Consider the following 25315-nt stretch of genomic DNA (forward strand, 5'->3'; position numbering starts at 1 on the left):
TATGGGGATCGCGCGGTTTATATTTCCGGCAGTGTGACCCGGAACAGTTCGCTGGGCGTGTGTTCGCGCAGGACGATGCCGACCATCCGTTCCACCACCTCGGGATACCGGCCGGCCAGATCGCAGTCCTCGTGGAGGTCCCGCGACAGGTCGTAGAGGCGGGGCTTTCCGCTCTTGACCACCAGCTTCCAATCCCCCATTCGGACACCGATCTGGTCGGTTTCGTGGAATTCCCAGTAGAGGAATTCGTGCCGCTGCTGACGGGCGTCGTCGCCCAGCAGCGCGGGCAGGAAGGAAATGCCGTCGAAGCAGTCGCCCTCGAGGTCCGGGTTCAGGTATTTCCGCGGGAAGCGTCTGTCGCCGATCAGGTCGCAGAACGTGGGCAAGACGTCGTAGAAGGCCAGCATGTGGTCGTTCTCGGTGCCGGCCGGGACGTGTCCGGGCCAGTAGGCGATGAACGGAACGCGGATACCGCCCTCGTAGCACTGCCGTTTCAGTCCCCGCAATTTGCCGTCGCGGCCGAAAAACTCCGGATCGGCCCCGCCCTCCTCGTGAGGGCCGTTGTCGCTGGTGAAGATGACCAGCGTGTTCTCCTCCAGCCCTTTCTCCTTCAGCTTGGCGAGAATCTCCCCCACGTAGATGTCGAGGCGCGTGATCATGGCCGCGAATTCGGCGTGCGTGTGTTCCACCGGATTGTAGCGCGACCCCTCGCTGCCGCCCCACGTCTTGTCCACGAAGAACCGTTTTTTGTAGTATTGCAGGATGGAGTCGTCGGGCTGGCGCAGCTCGGCGTGCGGCAGAGTGTAGGTGAAAAGTCCGAAAAAGGGCCGTTCGCCGTCCCGGGAGTCCAGCCATCGCAGGGCCTCCCGGTGGATCATGTCGGCCGAGTATTGGGGCCGTTTTTCATAGCCCTCCCCGTACATGGGATGCCGGATGTTGTCCTCCAGGATGATCCGCACCGTGGTCGTGTCGCCTTTCGAGGCGCTGTAACGGTTCAGGAAGTTGGGATAGTAGAGGTGCGCCTGAAACTGGCAGACGAACCCGTAAAATTCGTCGATGCCCCGTTTGTCCGGCGTGGAGCAGGAGCCTTCGTAGCCTCCGGCCCACTTCCCGAACATGCCCGTCGCATATCCGTTCTTCTTCATGATCTCGGGCAGTATGACGTGTCCGGGGTCGTAGGGCTCCTGCCCCACTACGCCGTAGTCGCGGTTTTGGCCGTACACGATCTCCGGGGAGCCGGGCCAGTACTCCCGGTTGCCGCGGACATGCCCGTGTCCGGCGTGCTGTCCCGTCATCAGCGAGGCGCGGGACGGTGCGCTCACCGGACTTCCCGCATAGGCCTGCGTGAAACGCATCCCCCGGCGGGCCATGCTGTCGATATGGGGTGTGCGGATGTATTTCTGCCCGTAGCATCCCAGATCCCCGTAGCCCATGTCGTCGCAGAGGATGAGGAGGATGTTCGGAACGGATTTCCGTGCCTGCGCCGAGGCGTCCGCGGGGCAGAGTGCGGCGAATGCACCGGTGTATAGAAGCAGGTTCCGATAATTTTTCATACGTTCTTCCGTGACAGCTGTTTTCCGTTGCCGCGGGTTTGTCCGGCAAAGACGGCCCGCTTCTGCAAATATATGAATATTCTCGGAAAAAATGCGACGTCCGGTTTTGCAAACGGACCTTCCGGACGGTTGTCAGCTCTTCCGGACGGCACGGAACCTGACGGCAGCATGAAATCCGTCCTGGCCGGGAAAAGAACCACGGAGACGGATTTTCCGGAAACCCGCTTCCGGGCGGCTCCGAAAAGCCGTCCGGAAGGGTCCCGGTTCATTGCTGCCCACTTTGTCTGCGGTAGCCGGAGAACCTCCCGGCCCGGGGCATACGCTCCGTTGCCGGCTACCGCCGGGAAAAGACTATCGTTGCAGACTTTCGGCCCACTCCCGGAGGCTCTTTTCGTCGGTGCGGTTGAGCAGTCTTCCCTCCTTCCAGTCCGGTCCGGGATGGGATTTTCTCAGGGCCTCCGCGCTATGGGCGATGCCGCTCCCTCCCGACGTGGCGAACGGGATGACCGTCTTGCCCTTCAGGTCGTGGCTTTCGATGAACGTGTCGATGATCCGGGGCGCGAGGTCCCACCAGATCGGATAGCCGATGAAAACCGTGTCGTAGTCCTCCGTGTCCGGCTGTCTGCCGCCGATGGCCGGACGGGCCTGCGGATCGTTCATTTCCGCGGAGCTGCGCGACCGCTTGTCGTGCCAGTCGAGGTCGTCGGGCGTGTAGGGCCGGGCCGGGACGATCGCGTAAAGCGTGCCTCCCGTGGCTTCGGCCAGCCTTTCGGCGGCGCGCGCCGTCGTGCCGGTCGCCGAGAAATAGGCTATCAGGATTCGGTTGTCGGATGTTTCCTTGTACATGTTCTGTCGTTGTTGTGCGCATGCCGCGGCGGCGATCCCCGCTGCCGCCGACAGCGCGAATAGCAGTTTTCGCATATCGGATCGGTTTGTCTATTTGAGTTTGTCGTACTCCGTGTCCGTGACGGGTTCGAGCCATTCGTTCGAGACGTCCTCGCCGGGGATTTCGAACGCCAGGTGGGCGAACCATCTGTCGGCGGCTGCGCCGTGCCAGTGTTTCACGTTGGCGGGAATGTGGATCACCGTGCCCGGCAGTATCTCCCGTGCGGGTTTTCCCTCCTCCTGATACCAGCCCCGTCCGGCTACGCCGACGAGCATCTGCCCGCCGCCGCTCTTCGCCCGATGGATGTGCCAGTGGTTGCGGCAGCGCGGCTCGAAGGTCACGTTGGAAACGGAGACCTGCTCGCGCGAAATCGGGGCCAGGTAGCTGTTGCCGGTGAAATACTGTGCGAAGGCCGTGTTCGGCTCGCCGATCGGGAAGATCATTTCGCGCTGGAAGGCGGCCCGGGCATCTTCGCCGGAGGTATCCTCCGCCCAGACCTCCTTGGCGAGACGGAATGCCGCCCACGCCTTGGGCCAGCCGGCGTAGAAGCCGATGTGGGTGATGATCTCGGCGATCTCGGTGCGGGTGATGCCGTTCTCCTTCGCCGACTGAAGATGGTAGGTCAGCGAACTGTCCGTGATGCCCTGGCTGATGAGCGAAGTGAGGGTTACCAGACTGCGGTCGCGCAGGCCGAGGCGGTCGGTGCGGCTCCACACCTGGCCGAAGAGCACGTCGTCGTTGAGTTCCGCGAATTTGGGCGCGAAATCGCCGAGCTGGTCGCGTCCGGCCGTCTGTACGATTTTTTCCTGTGCCATAACGTTGAGTGTAAGAATGCTGAATAGTGAAATGAAAAGAATCCTGTTCATGGCGGTTGCGTTTATTGCATGAAGTTGTTGATTCGGTTCGCCGGATTGAGCGGCAACTGGTCGGACAGCTCCAGCGATTCGATCATGTGCAGCGTTTCCTGCTTGTATTTCCGGAAATGTTCCGAGTCGATATGTCTGTCGTAGGCCGCACGGCTTGCGTAGGTTTCGAGAATGGTGATGCGGCAGGGAGCCTCCCTTTCCTGCACGGCATACATGGTCAGCACGCCCGGTTCGGTGCGCAGGGAGACCTCGCCCACTTCGGCCGCGTGTTTTACGTACTCGTCGAGATACTGCGGATAAACCTCGATTTTCGACAGCCGCACGATGCCGTCGGGAGCCATCGGTTCTTTGGCGCACATGCCCGGCCGTTTCGCCTCTCCCGTGCCGCACGACAGCAGAACGGAAAGAAGCGCGATGCTTGAAATGATTCTTGTCATAGTCGTTCCGTTTTCCGGACAGTTTCTGTCCGTCGTTTCTGTTCTTTGTCGGGAACAAAGGTAGCGTATCGTACCGGAACCGGACCTAACCGTATGAGGGGAATTTATACCATTTTTACGGTTTTTTGGCGACGTCGTGTGCATCCGGTTTCCGGATGGTACGTCTTATCCGGAGACCGGTTGTGCCGGATTTTGGGGAATGAGGACCGAACGATTGCGGCCGTTGGGCCGGCTCGGTCCGGGCCGGATGGGACACGAATCGCACTCGTATGGACCTGCTTCCGAATGCATTTCCCGCAGGCTCCGAAAACGAAAGAAACCTTACATATCGTTGATACATAAGGTTTCTTTCTTCTTGTCGCCTTTTCTTTCGAAGGCCTCTAGAGCGGAAAACGGGACTCGGACCCGCGACCTCAACCTTGGCAAGGTTGCGCTCTACCAACTGAGCTATTTCCGCATGGCGTGTTTCGTATTGTGAGTGCAAAGGTAGGTAAAATTTCCGAATCTCCAAATTTTTCGGATGAAATCTCCCTGTTTTTTCGCAACGGCACGCCGCACCCGGTGTTCCGGAAACTATCCGAATATCCGGATCCGATCGTCTATGGGGTTGAATGTCTTTTCGTTGGGAGCCTCTGCCGGAATCCCGAACGGCATTTGGGCGATCAGCCGCCAGTTTCCGGGCAGTTGCCACTCCTGGCGCACGGCCGCGTCGATAAGCGGATTGTAGTGTTGCAGCGAGGCTCCGAAGCCGGCCTCTTCGAGCAACGTCCACACGACAAGCTGGTGCATGGCCGAAGTGTGCTCGGACCATGTCGGAAAATTGTCGGCATAGAGCGGGAACTGCCGTTGCAGTCCTTCGACAACCGCGGTGTCCTCGAGAAAGAGCACCGTACCGTATCCGGAGGCGAAGCTCCTGTCGATTTTCTCTTCGGTGCGGGCGAAGGCCTGCGGCGGGACGACGGTTTGCAGGGTTTGTTTGACGATGCGCCACAAGGCCGCATGGTGGTCGTGCAACAGCAGCACCATCCGCGAGGACTGCGAGTTGAAAGCCGACGGCGTATGTTTTACGGCGAAGCGCACGATCCCTTCGATTTCGGCGTCGGGAATCGGGGATCCGGCTTTGAGCGAGTAGTAACTCCGGCGCTGTTCGAGCGCCTCTTTCAGTTTTCTTTCCATGATTTTCAGGTTTGCTTTTCTGCAAATTTAATTCATCTGCGCGATTTTTGTGCGGAATCCGTCGCCGAAGTGTTATCTTTGCCCTTATGAAAGACACTCTCGACCTTTTTTCGGCTTTGGGCGACCGCCTGAAGGATTTCGGCGGGGACGCAGCGTCGCGGCAGGTCGCCGAGCGCGCTTGCCGGGCCAACGGCTGGTTCACGCCGGCGGAGGTCTGCCGTGCGGTGAGGACCCTGAGCCGGGACATGCTGCAACGGCCGAAACTGGAGCGCTGGCTGGCCGCCTACCCCGCCCTGCCCGCGGCCCGGCCGCTCGACGTGCTGGTGGTGATGGCCGGGAATATCCCGCTGGTCGGTTTTTTCGACCTGTTGTGCGTCGTGGTCGCCGGACACCGCTGTCTGGTGAAGCCTTCGGCGAAGGATACCGTGCTCATGGAATACGTCGTCGGACTGCTCCGGGAGATCGACCCCGCCGTACCCGTCTCGTTCTGCGACGGGACCGCGCCCGCGGAGGCCGTGATCGCCACGGGCGGCGACAATGCCAACCGCTGCTTCCGTGCGCGCTATGCCGGGATCCCGGCCCTGCTGCGCGGTCACCGGCAGTCGGTGGCCGTGCTTTCGGGCCGGGAGACGGAGGCGCAGCTCGCCGGGCTGGCCGACGACATCTGGGCCTATTCGGGGCTGGGATGCCGCAATGTCTCGCTCGTATTTCTGCCCGAAGGCGCGGAGCTGCGGCTCCGGATGCCCGCAGTGCAGGCGAAGTACCGCAACAACTACCTTCAGACGCGCGCGCTCCTTCGGATGCAGGGATGTCCGTTCGTCGATCTGGGAGCCGCCGTGGCCGTCGAACAGCGGGAATTCCCGCGGGCGCTGAGCGAGATCGCCTATGCCCGCTACCGCTCGGCGGACGAGGTCGCCGCCTGGCTCGCGGAGCACGACGCGGAGTTGCAGTGCGTCGTCACGGAGACGCTCCCCCACACCCGCCGCGCGGATTTCGGCCGTGCGCAGTCCCCGTCCTTTACGGACTATCCCGATAACCGGGACGTGCTGGCGTGGCTCTCGGCGCCGGGAGTATGATCTTTGCCGCAAATCCGTTATATTTGCAATACGGAAACCCTTAAAAATTAACGATCCGAAATGAAAAAAAACGTCCTTTTCGCGATGGCCCTGCTCGCCTGCGGCTGTTCGCGACCGGCGCGCCCGGTCTCCGAAGCGCCCCGATTCATTCATGCCGCCTACTCGGTGGAGAGCCTGCTGAGCGAAGCCGAACTTTCCGGTCCCGGTTACGAAGCGTTCGATTTCGTCTATCTGATGGCGGCGCCCGCGAAGTGGTGGACGCTGGATTTCGACCTTCCGGAGGCGGAGATCGTGCGCCGGGCCGATGCGTTCGACTACACTTCGGCGCCGGGCAACATGCCGCTCGTGCCGCGGATGATCGGCGAAGTGCACGCTGCCGGAGGGAAAATCCTGCTCTGCTTCGGCGGGCAGCAGGAGTTCCGGCCCTTTCTGGAGAAGCCCGAACGGCTGACGAAGTTCGAGGCCTATATGGTTCGGCTCGTCGAGCGGAACGACTACGACGGAATCGACATGGACTGGGAGATCACCATCGACAAGGAGCTGCACGCCGACATGATGGGACGCCTGCGCGGGCGGCTCGACTCCCTCTCGGCGAAGACCGGAAAATACTACTACCTGACGACAGCCCTGAGCATCGACCACGTTTACGACGAGGCGCTGGCCGGGCGGCTGAGCCGTGCCGTGGATTGGATCAATATCATGTCCTACGACATGTGCGACGGCGTCTGGGGCCGCACGCCGTCGCATAACACTTCGCTGGCGGTGCTGCGCTCGAAACTCGCGCACTGGCAGATATTCGACAGGCGGCAACTGTGTCTCGGGCTGGCCAACTACGGTTTCTACTACAAGGGGCTGCTGCCGGGCGAGACGGCCGACGGGCCGCTGAGCGAGTACGGGTCCTACATTACCTATAAGGAGTTTCTGCCCAGACTGGAGCACGGGGGATGGACCGAAGAGTACGATCCCGAAGCGGAGGTCTCCTACTACTTCGCGCCCGACCGCGGAGAGTTCGTCACCATCGAGAATCCCGTGTCGATGCACCGGAAGATCGAGTGGATCACGGCCAACGGCTACCGGGGCGCTTTCTGGTGGGAGTTCCACCACGACTACGTGGCGCCGGAGGCCGGACGGGCCGGAAGCCACTACCTGATCGACGGAGTGACGGACTATCTGAAGGAACAGGGCATCCGCCCCGCTGCGGAGGCGAACGACTAACGAAATACACTTACGCTTATGTCAATGGTTTTCCGGTTTCGCATGTTGAGCGACGAGAACGACCGCTTCGTGCGCGATTACGAGGTGATGTACGATATGACGCTGCTCGATTTCCACAACTTCATCCTCTCCTCGCTGGAATACGAACCCTGCATGGCTTCGTTCTTCACGGCGGACGACCGCTGGGAGAAGAAGCGGGAATTCACCCTGATGGATATGAACGACGGTTCGGCCGACGCTCCCGAGACGATGGAGCGGGTGCGGCTGGGGCAGATCATACACAACAACCGCGACCGGCTGATCTACCTGTTCGACCTGTTCGGCGACAGAGCCTATTACCTCGAGCTGACCGGGGCCTGCGAAGCCGAGAAGGGAGCCTCCTATCCGCGCGAGATTTTCGCCGAGGCCGAGGCTCCGGATCAGTACGACCCGTCGAAAAACCGTCCGGAGGAGGACGAGGGGTCGGCTTTCGACGAGATGATGGGCGACTTCAGCGACTTCGAGGGCGACGACAACTACGACGATGAGTATTAAACGGTTGCTCGTGATCGTCGGACCGACCGGATCGGGCAAGACGGATCTGAGCATCCGCCTCGCCCGCCGTTTCGGTGCACCGATTCTTTCGACCGACTCGCGGCAGTTCTACCGCGGAATGCCGATCGGCACGGCACAGCCTTCTGCCGAACAGTTGCAGGCCGCCGAGCATCATTTCATCGCCTCGCACGACATAACCGAGAGTCTGAACTGCGGGGAGTATGAAACGCTGGCGCTCGCACGGCTCGGCGAACTCTTCGCCACGCACGACTGGGTCGTGGCCGTCGGCGGCTCGGGGCTTTACGTGCAGGCGTTGTGCGACGGCATGGACGACCTTCCGACGGCCGACGAAGCGCTGCGTGCGGAACTGATGCGACGGTTGCGGGAGGAGGGGCTGGAGCGGCTCGCAGGGGAGCTCCGGGAACTGGATCCGGTCTATTGGGAGACGGTGGACCGCCGCAATCCGGCGCGCGTGGTCCGGGCGCTGGAGGTCTGTTTGCAGAGCGGACGTCCCTACTCGGAACTGCGGCGCGGCGAGCGGCGCGAGCGGCCTTTCCGGATCGTGAAAGTCGGAGTGGACCTTCCGCGCGGGACGCTTTACGAACGGATCGACCGACGGGTGGAGCGGATGCTCGCCGACGGGCTGGTGGACGAAGCCCGGGCGCTCTACCCTTTCCGGGAACTGAACGCCCTGCAAACGGTGGGTTACCGGGAGTTGTTCGACTGGTTCGACGGCCGCACGAGCTACGAGGAGGCCGTCGAGCGGATCAAGCGCAACACGCGGCGCTATGCCAAGCGGCAGCTCACGTGGTTCCGGCGCGATCCTGCCGTCCGCTGGTTCGCCCCCGACGCCGACGAGGAGATCGTCGCCTGGATCGGCCGCGACGGCATGCCGTCGGAGGAGTGAACGCCTTTCTGCGGGCGGCACGCCGTCCCGGCGGAAAAATATGCACGGCCGGAGTTCCGAACATAAGGAACTCCGGCCGTGTCGTCGTGTACTCGGAGCGGGAATCGAACCCGCACGGCCATTGCTGGCCACAGGATTTTAAGTCCGGCGTGTCTACCTGTTCCACCATCCGAGCCCTTGCCTTCCGCCGGAAGACGTCGGCAAAAGTACGAAATAATTTGCGATCCGCCAAAATCCCGGGTGCTTTATCGCGTCCGTCCGGCGGCGGACGGGGAACGGACCGAACTCTGTTTCCGCGGCGTGTCCCGGCAGCGTTTCCGGTGCGACAGGACACGCCCCGCGGGTGTCAGTGGCCGAAACGCGAGGTGTCCACCTCCTTGTGCTTCCGCTCCTTGTAGCTGCCGAACCGGTAGGAGAAATGGACCGTGAACGTGCGGCTGTACGCTCCGGAATCCATGTCGAGCCACTGCCCCCGGTAGCGGACGCGGGCGAAGGGCACGCCGCTCTCGAACAGGTCGTCGCAGCGCACCGTGAGCGAGGCGCGTTTCCGGTCGAAATTCCATCTGAGCCCCGCATCGACGCTCCACGCCGGGTCGATGTCGTAGGTTCCCTGGATGGCCGGGGACTGGCAGAACGCCGCGAGGTCGAGCGTCAGGTCGGGTTTGCGGCTGATGCGCACGGTGTTGTCCAGCCGGACGACGCCGATCCACTTCGAACGGTCGAACGAAAGATCGTGGAAGGCGTCGCAGCGCTGCGTCATGCGCAGTCCCGTGAGGGTCAGCCGCGAGTCGAGCCACCGCCCGATGCGGAACGGGACGATCGCATTGGCGCCCCACTGCCGGTTCGTGTCCCAGTTGAGCGTCTGGTAGACGAGCGCCAGCCGGTCCGAAGCCTGCCAGGCCGTCTGCTGGAAGTGGTCCCGCGTCTCGTTCCAGAAGAGCATGAAGATGTATTTCTGTTCGAGGACATACATGGCCTGCCCTTCGTAGCTGCGCATCGGGCGCAGTCCCGGCGTGCCGTGAATCTCCGAATAGCCGTCGATGTAGGAGACCGCTCCCTGCATCTCCCAATAGGAGGGGTAGCTCTTGTCCGAGGCGAGCGAGAGTTGCAGCACATGCTCCGCCGAGGGCATCCAGACGAATGTCGCCTGCGGGTAAACCGACCAGTTCTCGTAGTCGCCCAGCCGGTAGTACTCCCCCGCTACCGAGAGCGAGAAGCTGCCCCGTGCGAACTGCCGGCCGATGCCGGCATAGAGGTTTCCGGTCCATTCGTCGAGCCGCGAATCGGTCTCCGGGGCGTCGAAGTCGCCCAGCAGCACCGTGTAACGCTGCCAGTCGCGGTCCGAAGTCCAGCCCAGCAGTGCGCCGTAGGTCACCTCCCAACCCTTGCCCGCTTCGTGCCGTTGGTCGAGGCTGAAGCCGAGGCGGTCGATCCGCTGTCCCGACGCGACGTCGAAATCCCGCTTCGTGCCGTCGGCGTATTCGTTGCGCATGGCGGCCCGGTCGTCCGTCCGGTAGTGCGTGTAGTCGAGCGCGAGGTCCGTTCCCGACGCGGTCGTGTAGCGCAGAGCGAGGTTGTGCATCGCTGCGTCGCCGTCGGGGCGGTTCGACGAGCGGACGAAGTTGCCCTCCGCCTGCGAATCGCCCGCATTGCGTGGCGTGAACGATGCCGTGTAGGCCGCGCTGACACGCCCCTTGTTCTCCGGGGCGTACTCCGCCGAGGCGCGCAGCCGGTGTGCGGTCGTTTCGCTGACGAGGTCCTGATGCTGCTCGATGTCGTACGTTCCGTCGGCGAGCGTATGCCGAGAAAGCAGGTCGATGAGCCGTTTCGACCGGGTCTGTCCCGCCGAATAGGTGATGTCGGCCGACCATTCGCGCGCCGCGAAGACGAGGTTGCCGCCCGCCTCCCAGTTGCCGTAATAGCGGTTCGAGTAGTCGCCGTGCACCTCGCCCGTGAGAGTCCCTGCGGCGGCGCGGCGCATGACGAGGTTGATCGCCGCGCCTCGTACGTGGTACTGCGGCGGTGCACTGTACATGATCTCCGCCTTTTCGATGCGCTCCACGGGTGTCGAGCGCAGCAGGGCCTCGAGCTGCGCGGCGTCCATCGTCGTCGGACGGCCGTTCAGGATCACCGTGACGCTCCCCGTGCCCGCGAGCGTCAGCGTCCCCTGCCGTTCGGAGACGCCCGGCAGTTGCGTGAGCGCCTCGTAGGCGTTGTTCACCGCCTTGCCCCGGACCACGGCCTGAAGGTCGTAGGCCAGCCGGCCCTGCTCGATCCGCACCACGGGCCGCTCGCCTTCGACGACGACGGCGCCGATTCCGGTGCTCCGTTCGTGCAGGGTGACGGTCCCCGCCTCGCCGCTCGCTCCGGAGAGAGCGGCGAGTTCGTAGGAAATGTGCTGGAACAGCAGACGGTAGGGCTTCACGGCCGGGACGATCTCGAAACGGCCTTCCGCGTCGGACGCTGCGGCCGCGACGTAGGCCGAGTCGGCGTCGAGCATCACGACCGCCACCCCCGGCACGGGCCGCCCTTCGGTATCCTCGACGCGGCCGCGCACGCAGGGACGCCGTTCCTCCGTGCGGGCGGTCGCCGCGACGGAATCCGGCAGGATCCGTGCTCCGGCGTCTGCGGCGGTCGGCGCCGCGCATAGTGAAAATAGTGAAAGAAGTAGGAATAATACGTGTTTCATGACTTCGCTTTTTCGGGTTTCTCCGAGTGCGAAGTTAAGTGCGAAACCGTCTTGCCGGTACGTTTCCGATCTTGCTTCCTGCGGATTAAACAGTTGATTTGCAGCGTGCGCTTCCGGAAATATCTTGCCGCCCGGGCCGCATGTCTTGCTCCCTTTTCTACGGGAGCGTCCGGACTGCATGTCCTGTGTCTTTTCCCGAAGATCGCCCGGTCCGCATGTCGTGTGTCCCTTCTCCGGCGGCCGTCCGGAACATTACGCGAAGAAGCGGAGAAACTCTCCGCCCGCGGGGGCGTCGGCGATGCGGCGCTTGAGTTTCGACTTGAGGGTATAGACGCCGTTGAGCGTCATGCCGAGCATCACGCTGATCTCCTGGGGCGAGAATCCCGCGATGACGAGCGCCGCGAAGTCGTAGTTGCGCCCGGTCCACCCCGGAAATGCTTCCCGCAGCCGCGTCACGGCGCGGTCGTTGTAGATGTCGGCCATGCGCACCACGTCGGCCAGCATCGCGGGGCTGAGCGTCAGCTCCCGCATCTTGGCCGAAAGGCGCTCCCCTTCGCCGTAGGTGTAGCAGGTCGCGGCGATGTCGCGCACGGCGGCCACACGCCCTTCGAGCAGCTCCTTGACGGCGGCCTCGCGGGCGTCGGTGGCGTCGAGCCGCGAGGTGAGGCTGTCGTGCGATTCGCGGTAGGAGTCCACCAGGGCGAGCTGTTCGGCGAGCTGTTCCTCGCGGCGGCGGAGTTTGCGGCGATACCCCGCCAGGGCCCATGCGGCCGCTCCGGCGATGAGGAGCGCGGCCAGCGCCGCGATCCACGAACGGTAGCGCAACCGCGTTTCGCGGAGCTCCGCGGCGCTCTCCGCGCGGACCCTGCGTTCCAGCTCGGCGGCCTGCACTCCCTGCTGGGCCTTTTCGAGCGAATCGCTCTTTTCGAGGTACTGCATCGCATAGCCGTATGCCGCGCGGTCGTCGCCCCGCCGGTGGCTGATCGCTGCGGCGATGGTGTAGAGGCCGACGTTCATCTTCGAGATTCCCTCGGTGCGCTCCAGCGACCGTCCGATGTAGTGCCATGCCGAATCCGCCTGTCCTGCCCGGTGGAAAACCAGCGCCGAGGTGATGTCGTACAGCGTGCGGCCGGAGTCTCCGGATGCGGCGGGGCCGTGCCGCAGCGGCGCATGGCGGATTTCGTTCAGGTCGATGCGCGCACGCTCTTCGAGGAGCCGTTCGGCCGGCCAGTCCTCGGCGAAAATATGAATCAGGAGATTTTGCAGCGTGACGATCTGGGCGAAGTGGCGGAACGGCAGCGAGTCCCGCGCGGCGGCCAGCGGTGCGAGCGTTTCGACCGCTTCGGCGTAGCGCCCGCAGGCGTATTGCGCCGACGAGAGCATGAACCGTGCGTACTGTTCCATTTCCCGGTTGCCGGTCCGCTCCATGGCGGCGAGCGCCTTGGCGAAGTCCTCCGCGCCCGCGGCGTCGTTCCCCTGTTCGAGATGGAGCAGTCCCAGCGTGTGATAGAGCGAGCCGAGCTGCCCGGCCACGGTGCTGTCCCGGGCCGAACGTTCGGCCCGGAGCGTGGCCTGCGTGTAGAGCCGCACCGCCTCTTCGGTCCGTCCGGCATGTTGCAGGGTTTGCGCCTCGAGTGCCATCGCCGCGATCCGGGCGGCCGGGGCGCCGTGCCGTGCGAAGTACTCCGCTGCGGGGCGGATCAGCGAGTCGTCCGCGATCCGACAGTCCAGCCGGTTGTAGGCCTGGGCCGAGAGGAGATACCACGCGGCCCTGTCGGCGCGTCCGAGACGGGCGGTGTCCACCGTCCGCAGGATGCGCAACGCGCTGTCCGGAGCTTTGTTCACGATCCGTCCGGCCTCCGCGAGGCGGCTGTCGCCGTGCCCGGCGCAGCCCGCCGCGAACAGCGCCGGAAGAAGTATGGCGAGAATCGTCGTTTTCATGCCGATGCAAAAATACGCAATATTTTCCGGATAAATTCCTATTTTTGCGCCGTCGATTAAAGCGAAACAGCGATGGCAGATACGATGCACAAGATCAACAAGGTCGAGGTCCGCAACCTGCAAATGGAGGATTACGGCCAACTGGCGCAGTCCTTCACGCGCGTCTATGCGGACAAGGACGTCTTCTGGACCCGCGAACAGATTCGCAAGCTGGTCACGATCTTTCCCGAGGGGCAGATCGTGACGGTCGTGGACGGCCGGATCGTGGGATGCGCCCTTTCGATCATCGTCGATTACGACACGGTCAAGGGCGACCACACCTACGCCAAGGTGACGGGCGGCGAGACCTTCGACACCCACACCCCGAACGGCAACATCCTCTACGGTATCGAGGTCTTCATCCACCCCGACTACCGCGGCCTGCGGCTCGCGCGCCGCATGTACGACTACCGCAAGGAGCTGTGCGAGAAGCTCAACCTCAAGGCGATCATGTTCGGCGGCCGCATCCCCAACTACTATAAGTACGCCGACCGGATGCGCCCGAAGGAGTATATCGGAAAGGTGCGCTCGCGCGAGATTTACGATCCGGTGCTGACCTTCCAGCTCTCGAACGATTTCCATGTGCGCCGCGTCATGCCCAACTACCTGCCCAACGACGAGGAGTCGTGCCACTGCGCGACGCTCCTCCAGTGGGACAACATCTATTACCAGCCGCCCACGCAGGAGTTCGTTGATAAGAAGACCATCGTGCGCGTGGGACTGGTGCAGTGGCAGATGCGCACCTACAAGACGCTCGACGACGTGTTCGAGCAGGTCGAGTTCTTCGTGGACGCCGTGTCGGATTACAAGAGCGATTTCGTGCTCTTCCCCGAGTATTTCAATGCGCCGCTCATGGCCCGGTTCAACGATCTGGGCGAGGCGCAGTCGATCCGCGGACTGGCTCAGTACACCGAGGAGATCCGCGACCGCTTCATCGAGCTGGCCATCAGCTACAATATCAATATCATCACGGGCAGCATGCCCTACATCAAGTCCGACGGCGGGCTTTACAACGTGGGGTTCCTCTGCCGCCGCGACGGCTCGTACGACATGTACGAGAAGGTCCACGTCACGCCCGACGAGGTGAAGAGCTGGGGCCTGAGCGGCGGACGGATGGTTCAGACCTTCGACACGGACTGCGCGCGTATCGGCGTGCTGATCTGCTACGACGTGGAGTTCCCCGAGCTGTCGCGCATCATGGCCGACCAGGGGATGCAGATCCTCTTCGTGCCCTTCCTCACGGATACGCAGAACGGCTATTCGCGCGTGAGGGTGTGCGCGCAGGCGCGGGCCATCGAGAACGAGTGCTTCGTGGCCATCGCCGGCAGCGTCGGCAACCTGCCCCGCGTGCACAACATGGACATCCAGTATGCGCAGTCGGGCGTCTTCACGCCCTGCGACTTCGCTTTCCCGACCGACGGCAAGCGCGCCGAGGCCACGCCCAATACGGAGATGATCCTCGTCTCGGACGTCGATCTGGACCTGCTCAACGAGCTGCACACCTACGGCAGCGTGCGCAATCTGCGCGACCGCCGGCATGACCTCTACGAGCTGAAACTGAAGCGCTGACGCAGCACGTCATGAAAAAACCCTTTCGGAACATCCGAAAGGGTTTTTTACACACACAAACATTAACAATACAAACAATGCAATGGCGAAATACTGTTTCTCATTGTTTCCGTTGCAAAGATCGGACGAAATTCCGGACCGTGCAATCGCTAAAATTAGGTATTTCGCGCGCCCGGTATGGCGGCCGGCTTCCTTTTTTCGTTCCTTCGGCCGCATTTTGTTTTGAATTTCAAAATAATGCACTATATTTGCACGCGAATTCCATAGAGCCGGGCGACCGTCCGGGTTAGAAAATCACGAACGACAATTGACATAATATGCAGGATTTGGATGCGCTGAAAGGAAAGAGCCTTGCCGAATTGCGTGAAATCGCGAAGGTGCTGGGCATCGGAAACGTCATGCTGAAAAAGCGCGAACTGATGGAAAAAATCGCGGAAGCGACCGCCGGAACGGAGGCTTCCGCCGCGAACGATACGAATGTCCCGGCACCGGAGACGGCCGGGAACGCCGCCGGGGATGCGGCTCCGGCGGCCGAGGTGCGCAAACCGCGCGGCCGCCGGCCGCGGCTGGCCAAGAGCGAGGGCACGGTGCAGGGCCCCCGCCCCGCAGCGGCCGAACAGCCCGAGCTGCCGATGGAGCAGCCCGCTCCCGCTGCCGGTCCGGCAGCGTCCGAGGCCGTCGCTCCGGCTTCCGAAACGTCCGCTCCCGCAGCGGCGGGGACGGCGCAGGAGCCGCAGGCCGGACCGGAGCCTAAACGCCGCGGACGCAAGCCCAAGGCTCAGTCTCAGGCGGAGCAGCCTGCCTCGGAGCGGGTTCCGGCCGCAACGGAGCCCGTGCACCGGGAATCCCCGGCTGCGGCCGCCGTCCAGCCGCTCGACAACGAGGTGATCACGAAGGACGACTTCGCCGGCGAGATCGAGGGCGAAGGCGTGCTGGAGATCATGCCCGACGGCTACGGATTCCTCCGTTCGGCCGACTACAACTACCTCAATTCGCCGGACGACATCTACGTCTCGCCGTCGCAGATCAAGCTCTTCGGCCTGAAGGCCGGCGACACGGTGAACGGCGCGATCCGTCCCCCGAAGGAGGGCGAGAAGTATTTCCCGCTGGTGCGCGTGAACGAGATCAACGGCCTGAAGCCCGACTACATCCGCGACCGCGTGCAGTTCGAGTACATGACGCCGCTGTTTCCCAGCGAGAAGTTCTGTCTGACGGGCAACGGCCACAACAACCTCTCGACGCGCATCGTGGACCTCTTCTCGCCCATCGGCAAGGGCCAGCGCGCGCTGATCGTCGCCCAGCCCAAGACGGGAAAGACGATGCTCCTGCAGTCGATCGCCAACGCCATCGCGGACAACCACCCGGAGGTTTACATGATCGTGCTGCTCATCGACGAGCGTCCCGAGGAGGTTACGGAGATGGCCCGCAACGTGAAGGCCGAGGTCGTGGCCTCGACCTTCGACGAGCAGGCCTCGCGCCATGTGAAGGTGGCCGAGATGGTGCTCGAGAAGGCCAAGCGCATGGTCGAGTGCGGGCACGACGTGGTGATCTTCCTCGACTCGATCACCCGTCTGGCGCGTGCCTACAACTCCGTGCAGCCCGCCTCGGGCAAGGTTCTTTCGGGCGGTGTGGACGCCAATGCGCTGCACAAGCCCAAGCGCTTCTTCGGAGCCGCGCGCAACACGGAGGAGAAGGGGTCGCTGACGATCATCGCCACGGCGCTCATCGACACCGGTTCGAAGATGGACGAGGTGATCTTCGAGGAGTTCAAGGGCACGGGCAATATGGAATTGCAACTCGACCGCAAGCTGGCCAACAAGCGCGTCTATCCCGCCGTGGATGTCATCGCTTCGGGCACGCGCCGCGAGGACCTGCTGCTGCCGCGCGAGGTGATGAACCGCACGTGGGTGCTGCGCAAATACCTCTCGGACATGACGCCCGTGGAGGCCATGGAGTTCCTCCAGAAGCAGATGAGCCTGACGAATTCCAACGAGGAGTTCCTCGCCACGATGAACCACTGATTCCGTTCGACCCCGATAAACCCTGACAGCGATGAAAAAACTGTTTTTCCTCGGACTCTGTCTTCTCGCAGCCCGCAGCGGCTTTGCGTGGGGACAGAAGGGCCATGACGTGACGGCCTACATTGCCGAGTGTCACCTGACGCCCGCCGCGGCGAAGAAGATCGACAAGGTGCTGGGCGGCTATTCGCCCGTCTATTTCGCCAACTGGCTCGACAACGCCAGCCACACTCCCGAATATGCCTACACGAAGACGTGGCACTACCTGAACGTGGACGAGGGCCGGACGCTCGACGACATGCCCGCGAATCCGCAGGGCGACATCCTGAAGGCCGTGACGGAGATCGTCGCGAAGCTCAGGGCGGGCGGACTTTCGCCCGAAGAGGAGGCCTTCAACCTCAAAATGCTGATTCATCTCCTGGGCGACATGCACTGCCCGATGCACCTGGGCCGCGCCACCGACTTGGGAGGCAATCTGCGTCCGGTGCGCTTCTTCGATAAGGAGACGAACCTCCATTCGGTGTGGGACACCTCGCTCGTCGAGTCGGCCCACAAATGGAGCTACACCGAGTGGCAGCGTCAGATCGACCGCCTGACGAAGCAGGAGGCCGAGGCCGTTGCGGCCGGCACGCCCGCCGACTGGGTGGCCGAGACGCTGGAAATCTGCCGCAAGGTCTATGACGAGACGCCGGAGGGGAGCCGTATTTCCTACGACTACATCGCTGCGGCCGCCCCGGTCATCGAACGTCAGCTTCTCCGCGCGGGCCATCGGCTGGCACGCCTGTTGAACGAGATCTACCGCTGATTCCGTTCCGGACCGCCGGAATCCTTCCGAACGAAACGCCCTGCCGGAGTACGACGGCAGGGCGTTTTTTACATTACAGCCGACCGTATGATCCTCGGACCCGTTCCCTGTGGCCGCCGTTACGGGACGGATGGGCCGCTTTTCGGCCTGAGTCCGGGAATAGTTCCGGCGAAATGCCGCTTTTTGCCGGAAACTTCTTAATTTTGTTCCGAAGAAACGACCGCCGTGTCCGAGACGCTCTACATAAAGAACATGGTGTGCGACCGCTGTATTGCGGCCGTGCGCGACGCGCTCCGCCGTTGCGGTGTCGAACCCGTATCGGTCGCGCTGGGCGAGGCGCTTCTTCCGCATCCGTGCGGCTGGACCGTCCGCACCGCGATCCGCCGGGAGCTGGAAGCCCTCGGGTTCGAACTGCTGGAGGACCGCCGACTGCAACTCGTGGAGCGAATCCGGACCGCCGTCGTCCGGCTGGTGCACCACAACGACGATATGCCGCCCCGCGAGCGGCTTTCGAATTACCTCACCCGGCAGCTCGGGCACGATTACAGCGCATTGAGCAAACTCTTTTCGGAGGTGAGCGGCACGACGATCGAGAAGTACTTCATCGCCCAGAAGATCGAGCGTGCCAAGGAGCTGCTGCGTTACGACGAGCTGTCGCTTTCCCAGATCGCCGACTCCCTGGGGTATTCGAGCGCGGCCTATCTGAGTGCACAGTTCAAGAGCGTCACGGGTATGACTCCGAGCCGTTTCCGGCAGCAGAAGACCGCCGTCCGCCGTCCGCTCGACCGGGTGTGACCGAAGGTGTCCCGGACCTTTTGCGGATGCCCTCCCCCGCTTCTTTCCGTACCGTAGGGTCCTGCTGGTGCGGCGGTTTCCGCTCGGCCCCCATATGGCCCGTTTTCCGACGACCGTTCCTCGCCGCTTCTTGGAACGTTTCGTCCTCGACCTTCCCTGCGGCTCTTTTGCCGCGGTTGCCGTCCGGGGCGTGCAGGTCGGCTCCACTCCGTTCTCCGGATTTTTCGAGGTCCGTTCGGCCCGTTTTGCCCGAATCTTGTAAAAGAAATCCCGAATTTCGTAACGCGCCCGCCCGGCGGCCGGGTTATCTTTGTTCCGACGAAAAATACCGAATCATGGCAGCGAACGAATCCGTGACAAAACGCATTTTTCCCGTGCTCGGCATGAGCTGCGCTTCGTGCGCCGCCCGTGTGGGACGGACGCTCGGCGAGCAGCCGGGAGTCCGGAGCGCTGCGGTGAACTACGCCGCAGCGACCGTCGCCGTGGAGTACGACGCGGCTGCGACCGCTCCCGAACGGCTGCGGCAGGCGGTCCGCGACGCGGGGTACGATCTGGTGGTCGATCTGACGGATGCCGCCGGAAAGGCCGAGAGCGAGCACGACGCCCGGTATCGGGCGCTGAAACGCCGCGTCGCAGCCGCATTGGCGCTGGCCGTGCCGTTGCTCGTCGTCGGGATGCTCTTCATGCACCGTACATGGTCGCCGTGGGTGACGTGGCTGCTCGCCACGCCCCTCGTCTTCTGGCTCGGCAGCGGTTTTTTCACCGGGGCATGGCGCCAGTTGCGCCACCGTTCCGCGAACATGGATACATTGGTGGCCCTGAGCACCGGCATCGCCTATCTGTTCAGCCTCTTCAACCTCTTTTTTCCCTCCTTCTGGACGGCGCGCGGCATTGCGCCGCATGTCTATTTCGAGGCATCGGGCGTCGTCGTGGCCTTCGTGCTGCTGGGCCGTCTGCTCGAAGAGCGCGCGAAAGGCGGCACGATGGAGGCCATCCGCAAGCTGGCCGGCCTGCGACCCGTCACCGTGCTGCGTATCGGCGCCGACGGCACCCAATGCGAGGTCCCGGTCGGCGACGTGCGTCCGGGCGATCTGCTTGCGGTGCGTCCGGGCGGCCGGATCGCCGTGGACGGGGTCGTTGCGGAGGGTGCGTCCTATGTGGACGAGAGCATGCTGAGCGGCGAACCCGTTCCGGTGGCCAAGGGCCCATCGGACCGCGTTTTCGCCGGCACGGTCAATCAGCGCGGCACGTTCCGTTACCGGGCCGTCGAGGTCGGCGAAGGTACGATGCTCGCGCAGATCATCCGCCTCGTGCAGGATGCGCAGGGCAGCAAGGCTCCGGTGCAGAGGCTCGTGGACCGCATCGCCGCCGTCTTCGTGCCGGTCATCATCCTGCTGGCCGTCGCGTCGTTTCTCCTCTGGCTCGTGTTCGACCCCGCCGAGGGGTTCGTCCGCGGCCTGCTGGCGCTGGTCACCGTGCTGGTCGTCGCCTGTCCCTGCGCGCTGGGACTGGCCACGCCGACGGCCATCATGGTCGGCATCGGCAAAGGCGCCGGACTGGGTATCCTCGTCAGGGACGCCGAGACGCTGGAGACCGCCTGCCGTGTCGATACGGTCGTGCTGGACAAGACCGGTACGCTGACCGAGGGGCGGCCCGCGGTCACGGATCTGGCGTGGACCGCCGGAGGCGAGGCGGCTGCCGGGCGTTTTCTGGCGCTCGAACGTGCTTCGGAGCATCCGTTGGCCGCGGCCGTCGTGCAGTCTCTCACGTTGCAGGGCGTTTCGGCCGCCGGGACACCCGACGGATTCGAGAACATCCCCGGCCGGGGTGTCGCCGGACGTTTCGGCGAGACGCTCTGCCTCGCCGGCAGCCGGCGGCTGCTCGCCGAGCGCGGCGTGGCGGTGGACGAAGCGCTGGAACGGCAGGCCGATCGTTGGGCCGCCCGGGCGCGGAGCCTTGTCTGGTTCGCCGAAGCGGGGCGGGCGCTGGCCGTCGCGGCCGTCGCCGACCGGCTGCGCGAAGGTTCCAGGGAGGCCGTCGCGGCGTTGCAGGCCCGGGGCATCGGAGTCTGGATGCTGACGGGCGATCAGGAGGCGTCGGCCGCCGCCGTGGCCCGCGAGGCGGGAATCGGGCATTACCGCGCCGGGGTGCTGCCGGGCGGCAAGGCCGCCTTCGTGGAGGAGTTGCAGCGGGCGGGGCACGTCGTGGCGATGGCGGGCGACGGCATCAACGACAGCGCGGCGCTGGCCCGTGCCGATCTGGGGATAGCGATGGGCAGCGGCAGCGACATCGCCATCGAGGCGGCGCGCATGACCGTCCTTTCGCCCGATCTGCGGAAGATTCCCGAGGCGATCCGTCTCTCGCGGCTGACCGTGCGGACCGTTCGGGAGAATCTCTTCTGGGCCTTCATCTACAACCTGATCGGCGTACCGGTGGCCGCCGGGCTCTTCTATCCGCTCTGGGGATTCCAGCTGGACCCGATGATCGCCGGAGCGGCCATGGCGATGAGCAGCGTGAGCGTCGTCGCCAACAGCCTGCGGCTCAAACGCCGCAAGATCGGACAACCCCAAAAACGACATACTATGGAAAAACGATTTCGAGTGGAGGGCATGATGTGCGACCATTGCCGCGCGCATGTCGAGAAGGCATTGAATTCCGTGGCGGGCGTTTCGGCTTCGGTGACGCTCGCGCCGCCCGTCGCCGCCGTCGTCTTCGCCGGCGATACCGTTCCCGTGGAGACGTTGCAGCGGGCCGTGGACGAGCTGGCCGGCGACTACCGCCTGACAGAGCTCTGATCCGGCGTCTCTTATGCGGAGAACACTCCCGGGAGAAACCGGGGAGGACCGGACTTCGACAGTCCGGTCCTCCCCTCTTTCCGGCGTTTCGCTCCCGCAGTCCTGCCGTGTCGCGGCCGCGCGGCTGCGGATCCCTCCTTTCGGGGAACGTGACTACGTTCCGGGGCATGTCCCCGTACGGCGGGCCTCCTTCTCCTCCACCGCTTTCTGCACGGTGGGATATCTCGCCTTGAATTTGGCGAAGGTGTCCCGCGAAAGACCGAAATGACGGCAGATGTCGCCGATGGAGCGGTCTTCGTTCAGCATTTCGATCACGGCGGTCCGGTTTTCGATGAGCACCTGCAATTTGGTGTAGCTTCCCTTTTTCCGTCCCAGAATCATGCCTTCGGCCCGACGCAGCGCCAGCGCCTCGCGGGTGCGCATGGAGATCAGGTTGCGCTCGATTTCGGCCACGAGCCCGAACGCGAAGCAGAGCACCTTGCTGTTGATCGTGTCGTCGAAGGAGTACTTTTCCTTGGTGGTGTACAGGTTGATTCCGCGCTTGAGGCATTTGCCCATGATTCCCATGATGTCGGTGAGCGTCCGGCTCAGGCGGGATATTTCCGTCACGATCAGCGTGTCTCCCCTCTTCATGCGCTTCAGCAACCGTCCGAGTTTGCGGTCCTTCTCTTTCGCCTTGCCGCTGACTACCTCGGTCACCCAGTTGGTTATCACCAACTCCCTGCTTTCGGCGAAACGTCTGATTTCGTCCTGTTGATTGGCCAGATTCTGTTTGCCCGTACTGACCCTTAAATAAGCCACTATCATATTATTCTTTGTTTTCCGGAAACGACATTGTCTCCGGCGGCCGGCAAGAAAGCGGATAATCGGCAGGTATGAAAACATTTCGGGCAAATTCGATGCCATTCTGCTGGTCGGAAGATCCTTGCTGCCGCTTCGTCGGCGATGCGTCGTCCCGAACGGTATCGGCCCCGACGGTTACCGTGTGAAAAACGGACTTTCGGGAGAGCGACCCGACGGACGGGAAAGTCCCGGGTGTCGGATCGTAAATTTCGAATGTCGGATTAAATAGGTATCTTTAAGTCGTAAAACGAGTACAGGACATGTCTGACAACCCCCAAATGGATCTTGCCCGGAAATTTCTCGAGCAAACCGGAATCAATGTCTTTCTCACGGGAAAAGCCGGTACGGGAAAGACCACTTTCCTGCGCGATCTCAGACAGAGCTCGCCCAAAAGAATGATTGTCGTAGCGCCGACAGGCGTCGCAGCGATCAATGCCGGAGGAGTTACCATTCACTCTTTCTTCCAGCTTCCGTTCGGACCTCACCTGCCTGGCGTGCTCCGGACCGGAGGAGAGAAGCGAATGAATTTCAGCAAGGAAAAAATAGCCGTCATCAGAAGCCTCGACCTGCTGGTCATCGACGAAATAAGCATGGTGCGTGCCGACCTGCTGGATGCGATGAACGACGTCTTGCGGCGATACAGGGACCGGGACAAACCGTTCGGCGGCGTACAGTTGCTGATGATCGGGGATCTCCAGCAACTCGCTCCTGTCGTAAAACAACCGGAATGGGAACTGCTCGGCGAATATTACGAGTCGCCCTACTTTTTCGACAGTGCGGCGCTGCGGGAAGCCAAATACATCACTCTGGAATTGAAACATGTCTATCGGCAGAGCGATACCGGATTCATAGATATTCTCAACCGGGTACGGGAAAACACCGTCACTCCGGACATACTGGAGAGGCTGAATTCAAGATATGTTCCCGGATTCGTCCCCGACGACAAAGACGGGTATATCACGCTGACATCGCATAACGATACGGCCCGTGCGATCAACGAGCGGAGGATGGCCGGTCTCGACACTCCGCCGCATACGTTTTCTTGCGACATAGAGGGCGATTTTCCGGAGTATCTTTTTCCCACAGACCGCGAACTTACGCTCAAGGCGGGAGCCCAGGTGATGTTCGTCAAAAACGATCCCACAGGACTTCAGCGCTATTTTAACGGCAAGATTGGCCGGATAACACGCATCGGCGAGTCGAAAATCGAAGTTGCGCTCGACGATCTTGCCGAGCCCGTCGAAGTCGAACCCGGGGAATGGACGAACGTGAAGTATATCGTTGACCCGCAGACCCGGGAAATCAGCGAAACCGTGGAAGGGATATTCCGTCAATACCCTCTTAAAGCGGCTTGGGCGATAACCATCCACAAAAGCCAGGGGCTGACGTTCGATCGGGTCATTATCGACGCTGCGCATTCGTTCTCCCACGGCCAGGTGTACGTGGCATTGAGCCGTTGCCGGAGTTTCGAAGGGCTCGTACTCCGTACGCCCCTGCAGAAAAACGCGATCATCAACGATTCGGCGGTTGCGGATTTCAACAGGAACATGGAGACCGACCGGCCCGACGAAACCCTCTTCGCCGCACAGCGCCGGATATACTACCGCTCTCTTCTGACCGACATGTTCGATTTCACATCCTTGAAAATCAAAATATTCACGGTGCGAAAAGCATTCAACGAACACCTTGCGAAAATCTACCCGAAATCGACCGGAATGTGGAATGCCGCTTCGGGACGGTTCATCTCGGAAATCGTCGCCATAAGCGAAAAATTCCAATATCAACTGGATGCGCTCCTGACCGCATCGTCCGATCCGGAGACCGACAGGCAGTTGACGGACCGTATCGTGAAAGCCCAGTCGTATTTTCTTGCGAAGTGCGAGGAGATCGTCATGCCTCTGATGAATCAGAGCGACATCGTCATTGACAATAAAGATATTAAAAAGAAAGTATCCGAGGCCGTCGGAAAATTGCAGGAGGCATTCGCCATAAAGACGGCCGTACTCGGCATGGACAATTCTTCGGGCTTCACGATCCGCAATTACCTCGACACGAGGGCCAAGGCAGCCGTAAAGGACCTTGCGGCCAGACGGTCGAATAACAAAAAAGCGGCAGCGGAGCCTGTTTCGGAAGACATCGAGAATCCGGAACTTTTCGAACGGCTCAGAACATGGCGCAAGCGATGTGCGACCCGCGATGGCGTGCCGGCCTATGTGATCATGCAGCAGATCGCTCTCGTGACGGTATGCCGGGTACTTCCGCGAAGCGAAAAGGAATTGTCCGACATAAAAGGGATCGGAAAGGTTTTCATGGCCAAATACGGTCCGCAGGTGCTCTCGATTGTCCGAGACTGGCTGGACGGAAAGACCGAAGGCGAGACGGATTGATTCGGGCTTTTCATCCGACGGTTTGTTTTATCCGGCGTTCCGCGAAGGGTATGGGCCGGTGCGCCATCTTTCCGACTCCAGTTTTCCGATTTATCCGTTTTCCCGATCAAATATCCGCCGGGCGTCGATCGGAGAAATCGCGGAATGTACCAGCCGGTCGGCATTGGTCATAACATATCGGAACGGAATCGGACGGTGCAGGAACCGGGGTGTATGAACCTGCTTCCGAATGCATTTTCCGCAGGCTCCGAAAACGGGAAAGCCTTGCATGTTTATGATACATGAGACTTTACCCTTTGTCGTCGCTTTTTTCCTCGGCTTTCAGAGCGGAAAACGGGATTCGAATTCTCGACCGACCGCCGGGGACGGCTGCTCGCCGAAAGCTCTACGCTCGACGATGGTACACCCGTCGAAATACGCTATGCCTACGATGGGCTGGGCCGGGTCGTCGGCAGGACAACAGGAGACGGCAAGTTCGTCACATCGCTGTCATACAACCTGCTGGGCTGGCAAACCGGACAGGTGAGCCGATTCGGAGAGCAGCCGCTCTTCTTGGCCCGATTGAGTTACTACCAACCGGAAATGAGCGCCACAACGCCCTCCTATACGGGAAATGTCTCCGAATGGACTTGGCAACACGCCGGCCGGGACGAAAACACCTACGCATTCGCCTATGACAGCTTCGCCCGTCTGACGGATACCAGGCATTACGAAGCCGGAGCCCTCACGGACCGTTTCGCGGAAAAGGGACTGACATACGATGCGAACGGAAACCTCCGGACCT

Annotated in this window: 19 protein-coding genes and 2 tRNA genes; 11 read left to right on the forward strand and 10 right to left on the reverse strand. The window is 62.3% G+C overall.

Annotated elements, in window-relative coordinates; all coding sequences use genetic code 11:
- Window positions 1–17 precede the first annotated feature (17 nt).
- The 6 genes from KB554_RS08175 to KB554_RS08200 form a co-directional block, all read right to left on the reverse strand.
- The gene (locus tag KB554_RS08175) at window positions 18–1553 is read right to left on the reverse strand and encodes an arylsulfatase (protein ID WP_211035506.1); all 1536 of its coding nucleotides are present in this window, start codon (window positions 1551–1553) and stop codon (window positions 18–20) included.
- 351 nt (window positions 1554–1904) lie between these two features.
- Window positions 1905–2474, reverse strand: a complete 570-nt coding sequence (locus KB554_RS08180) for a flavodoxin (protein WP_211035507.1) — start codon at window positions 2472–2474, stop codon at window positions 1905–1907.
- Window positions 2475–2489: 15 nt separating this feature from the next.
- Window positions 2490–3305: a carboxymuconolactone decarboxylase family protein gene (locus KB554_RS08185; RefSeq protein WP_211035508.1), complete on the reverse strand. Its 816-nt coding sequence runs from the start codon at window positions 3303–3305 to the stop codon at window positions 2490–2492.
- 11 nt (window positions 3306–3316) lie between these two features.
- Window positions 3317–3742 (reverse strand): antibiotic biosynthesis monooxygenase family protein, encoded by a 426-nt coding sequence (locus KB554_RS08190; RefSeq protein WP_211035509.1) that lies wholly within the window; start codon window positions 3740–3742, stop codon window positions 3317–3319.
- A 384-nt stretch (window positions 3743–4126) separates the two neighbouring features.
- Window positions 4127–4199 (reverse strand) — tRNA-Gly (locus KB554_RS08195).
- A gap of 116 nt (window positions 4200–4315) precedes the next feature.
- The gene (locus KB554_RS08200; protein ID WP_211035510.1) at window positions 4316–4918 is read right to left on the reverse strand and encodes a nitroreductase family protein; all 603 of its coding nucleotides are present in this window, start codon (window positions 4916–4918) and stop codon (window positions 4316–4318) included.
- A gap of 86 nt (window positions 4919–5004) precedes the next feature.
- Between KB554_RS08200 and KB554_RS08205 the strand changes: the two genes are divergently transcribed.
- Genes KB554_RS08205 through miaA form a run of 4 tightly spaced genes read left to right on the forward strand, consistent with a single transcriptional unit; the run spans window position 5005 to window position 8650 of the window.
- Window positions 5005–5994, forward strand: coding sequence for an acyl-CoA reductase (locus KB554_RS08205; RefSeq protein WP_211035511.1), 990 nt, complete (start codon window positions 5005–5007; stop codon window positions 5992–5994).
- 60 nt (window positions 5995–6054) lie between these two features.
- Entirely contained in the window at window positions 6055–7209 is a 1155-nt protein-coding gene (locus tag KB554_RS08210) for a glycoside hydrolase family 18 protein (RefSeq protein ID WP_211035513.1), read from the forward strand.
- 18 nt (window positions 7210–7227) lie between these two features.
- Window positions 7228–7743: a hypothetical protein gene (locus tag KB554_RS08215; protein WP_211035515.1), complete on the forward strand. Its 516-nt coding sequence runs from the start codon at window positions 7228–7230 to the stop codon at window positions 7741–7743.
- On the forward strand, window positions 7733–8650 hold the full coding sequence (gene miaA / locus KB554_RS08220) for a tRNA (adenosine(37)-N6)-dimethylallyltransferase MiaA (RefSeq protein ID WP_211035518.1): 918 nt from the start codon (window positions 7733–7735) through the stop codon (window positions 8648–8650). Before KB554_RS08215 ends, miaA begins: the two co-directional genes overlap by 11 nt.
- A gap of 89 nt (window positions 8651–8739) precedes the next feature.
- Here miaA and KB554_RS08225 read toward each other — a convergent pair.
- The 3 genes from KB554_RS08225 to KB554_RS08235 form a co-directional block, all read right to left on the reverse strand.
- A tRNA-Leu gene (locus KB554_RS08225) sits at window positions 8740–8825 on the reverse strand.
- A 171-nt stretch (window positions 8826–8996) separates the two neighbouring features.
- The gene (locus KB554_RS08230; protein WP_211035520.1) at window positions 8997–11339 is read right to left on the reverse strand and encodes an outer membrane beta-barrel family protein; all 2343 of its coding nucleotides are present in this window, start codon (window positions 11337–11339) and stop codon (window positions 8997–8999) included.
- Between the two features lie 252 nt (window positions 11340–11591).
- Entirely contained in the window at window positions 11592–13280 is a 1689-nt protein-coding gene (locus KB554_RS08235) for a hypothetical protein (protein ID WP_211035522.1), read from the reverse strand.
- 72 nt (window positions 13281–13352) lie between these two features.
- On the opposite strand from KB554_RS08235, the gene KB554_RS08240 reads away from it, so the two are divergent.
- The 5 genes from KB554_RS08240 (at window position 13353) to KB554_RS08260 (ending at window position 21301) form a co-directional block, all read left to right on the forward strand.
- Entirely contained in the window at window positions 13353–14888 is a 1536-nt protein-coding gene (locus tag KB554_RS08240; RefSeq protein ID WP_211035524.1) for a bifunctional GNAT family N-acetyltransferase/carbon-nitrogen hydrolase family protein, read from the forward strand.
- A 317-nt stretch (window positions 14889–15205) separates the two neighbouring features.
- On the forward strand, window positions 15206–16909 hold the full coding sequence (gene rho / locus KB554_RS08245; protein WP_211035525.1) for a transcription termination factor Rho: 1704 nt from the start codon (window positions 15206–15208) through the stop codon (window positions 16907–16909).
- Between the two features lie 31 nt (window positions 16910–16940).
- Window positions 16941–17711 carry a S1/P1 nuclease gene (locus tag KB554_RS08250; RefSeq protein WP_211035527.1) on the forward strand — a complete coding sequence of 257 codons (771 nt, stop codon included), beginning with the start codon at window positions 16941–16943 and terminating at the stop codon, window positions 17709–17711.
- 225 nt (window positions 17712–17936) lie between these two features.
- Window positions 17937–18506: an AraC family transcriptional regulator gene (locus tag KB554_RS08255; protein WP_339328767.1), complete on the forward strand. Its 570-nt coding sequence runs from the start codon at window positions 17937–17939 to the stop codon at window positions 18504–18506.
- Window positions 18507–18841: 335 nt separating this feature from the next.
- Complete coding sequence (locus tag KB554_RS08260; RefSeq protein ID WP_211035529.1) at window positions 18842–21301, forward strand: heavy metal translocating P-type ATPase; 2460 nt, start codon at window positions 18842–18844, stop codon at window positions 21299–21301.
- Window positions 21302–21454: 153 nt separating this feature from the next.
- Here KB554_RS08260 and KB554_RS08265 read toward each other — a convergent pair whose 3' ends face one another.
- On the reverse strand, window positions 21455–22108 hold the full coding sequence (locus KB554_RS08265) for a recombinase family protein (protein ID WP_211035532.1): 654 nt from the start codon (window positions 22106–22108) through the stop codon (window positions 21455–21457).
- A 296-nt stretch (window positions 22109–22404) separates the two neighbouring features.
- Here KB554_RS08265 and KB554_RS08270 point away from each other — a divergent pair, with 296 nt between their 5' ends.
- Both KB554_RS08270 and KB554_RS13270 read left to right on the forward strand, forming a co-directional pair.
- Window positions 22405–24531 (forward strand): HRDC domain-containing protein, encoded by a 2127-nt coding sequence (locus tag KB554_RS08270; protein WP_211035534.1) that lies wholly within the window; start codon window positions 22405–22407, stop codon window positions 24529–24531.
- A 522-nt stretch (window positions 24532–25053) separates the two neighbouring features.
- A partial coding sequence (locus tag KB554_RS13270) for a hypothetical protein (protein ID WP_242116329.1) occupies window positions 25054–25315 on the forward strand: 262 nt, incomplete at its 3' end.

The organism is Alistipes sp. Marseille-P2263, assembly GCF_018101075.1.
Lineage (GTDB): Bacteria > Bacteroidota > Bacteroidia > Bacteroidales > Rikenellaceae > Alistipes > Alistipes dispar.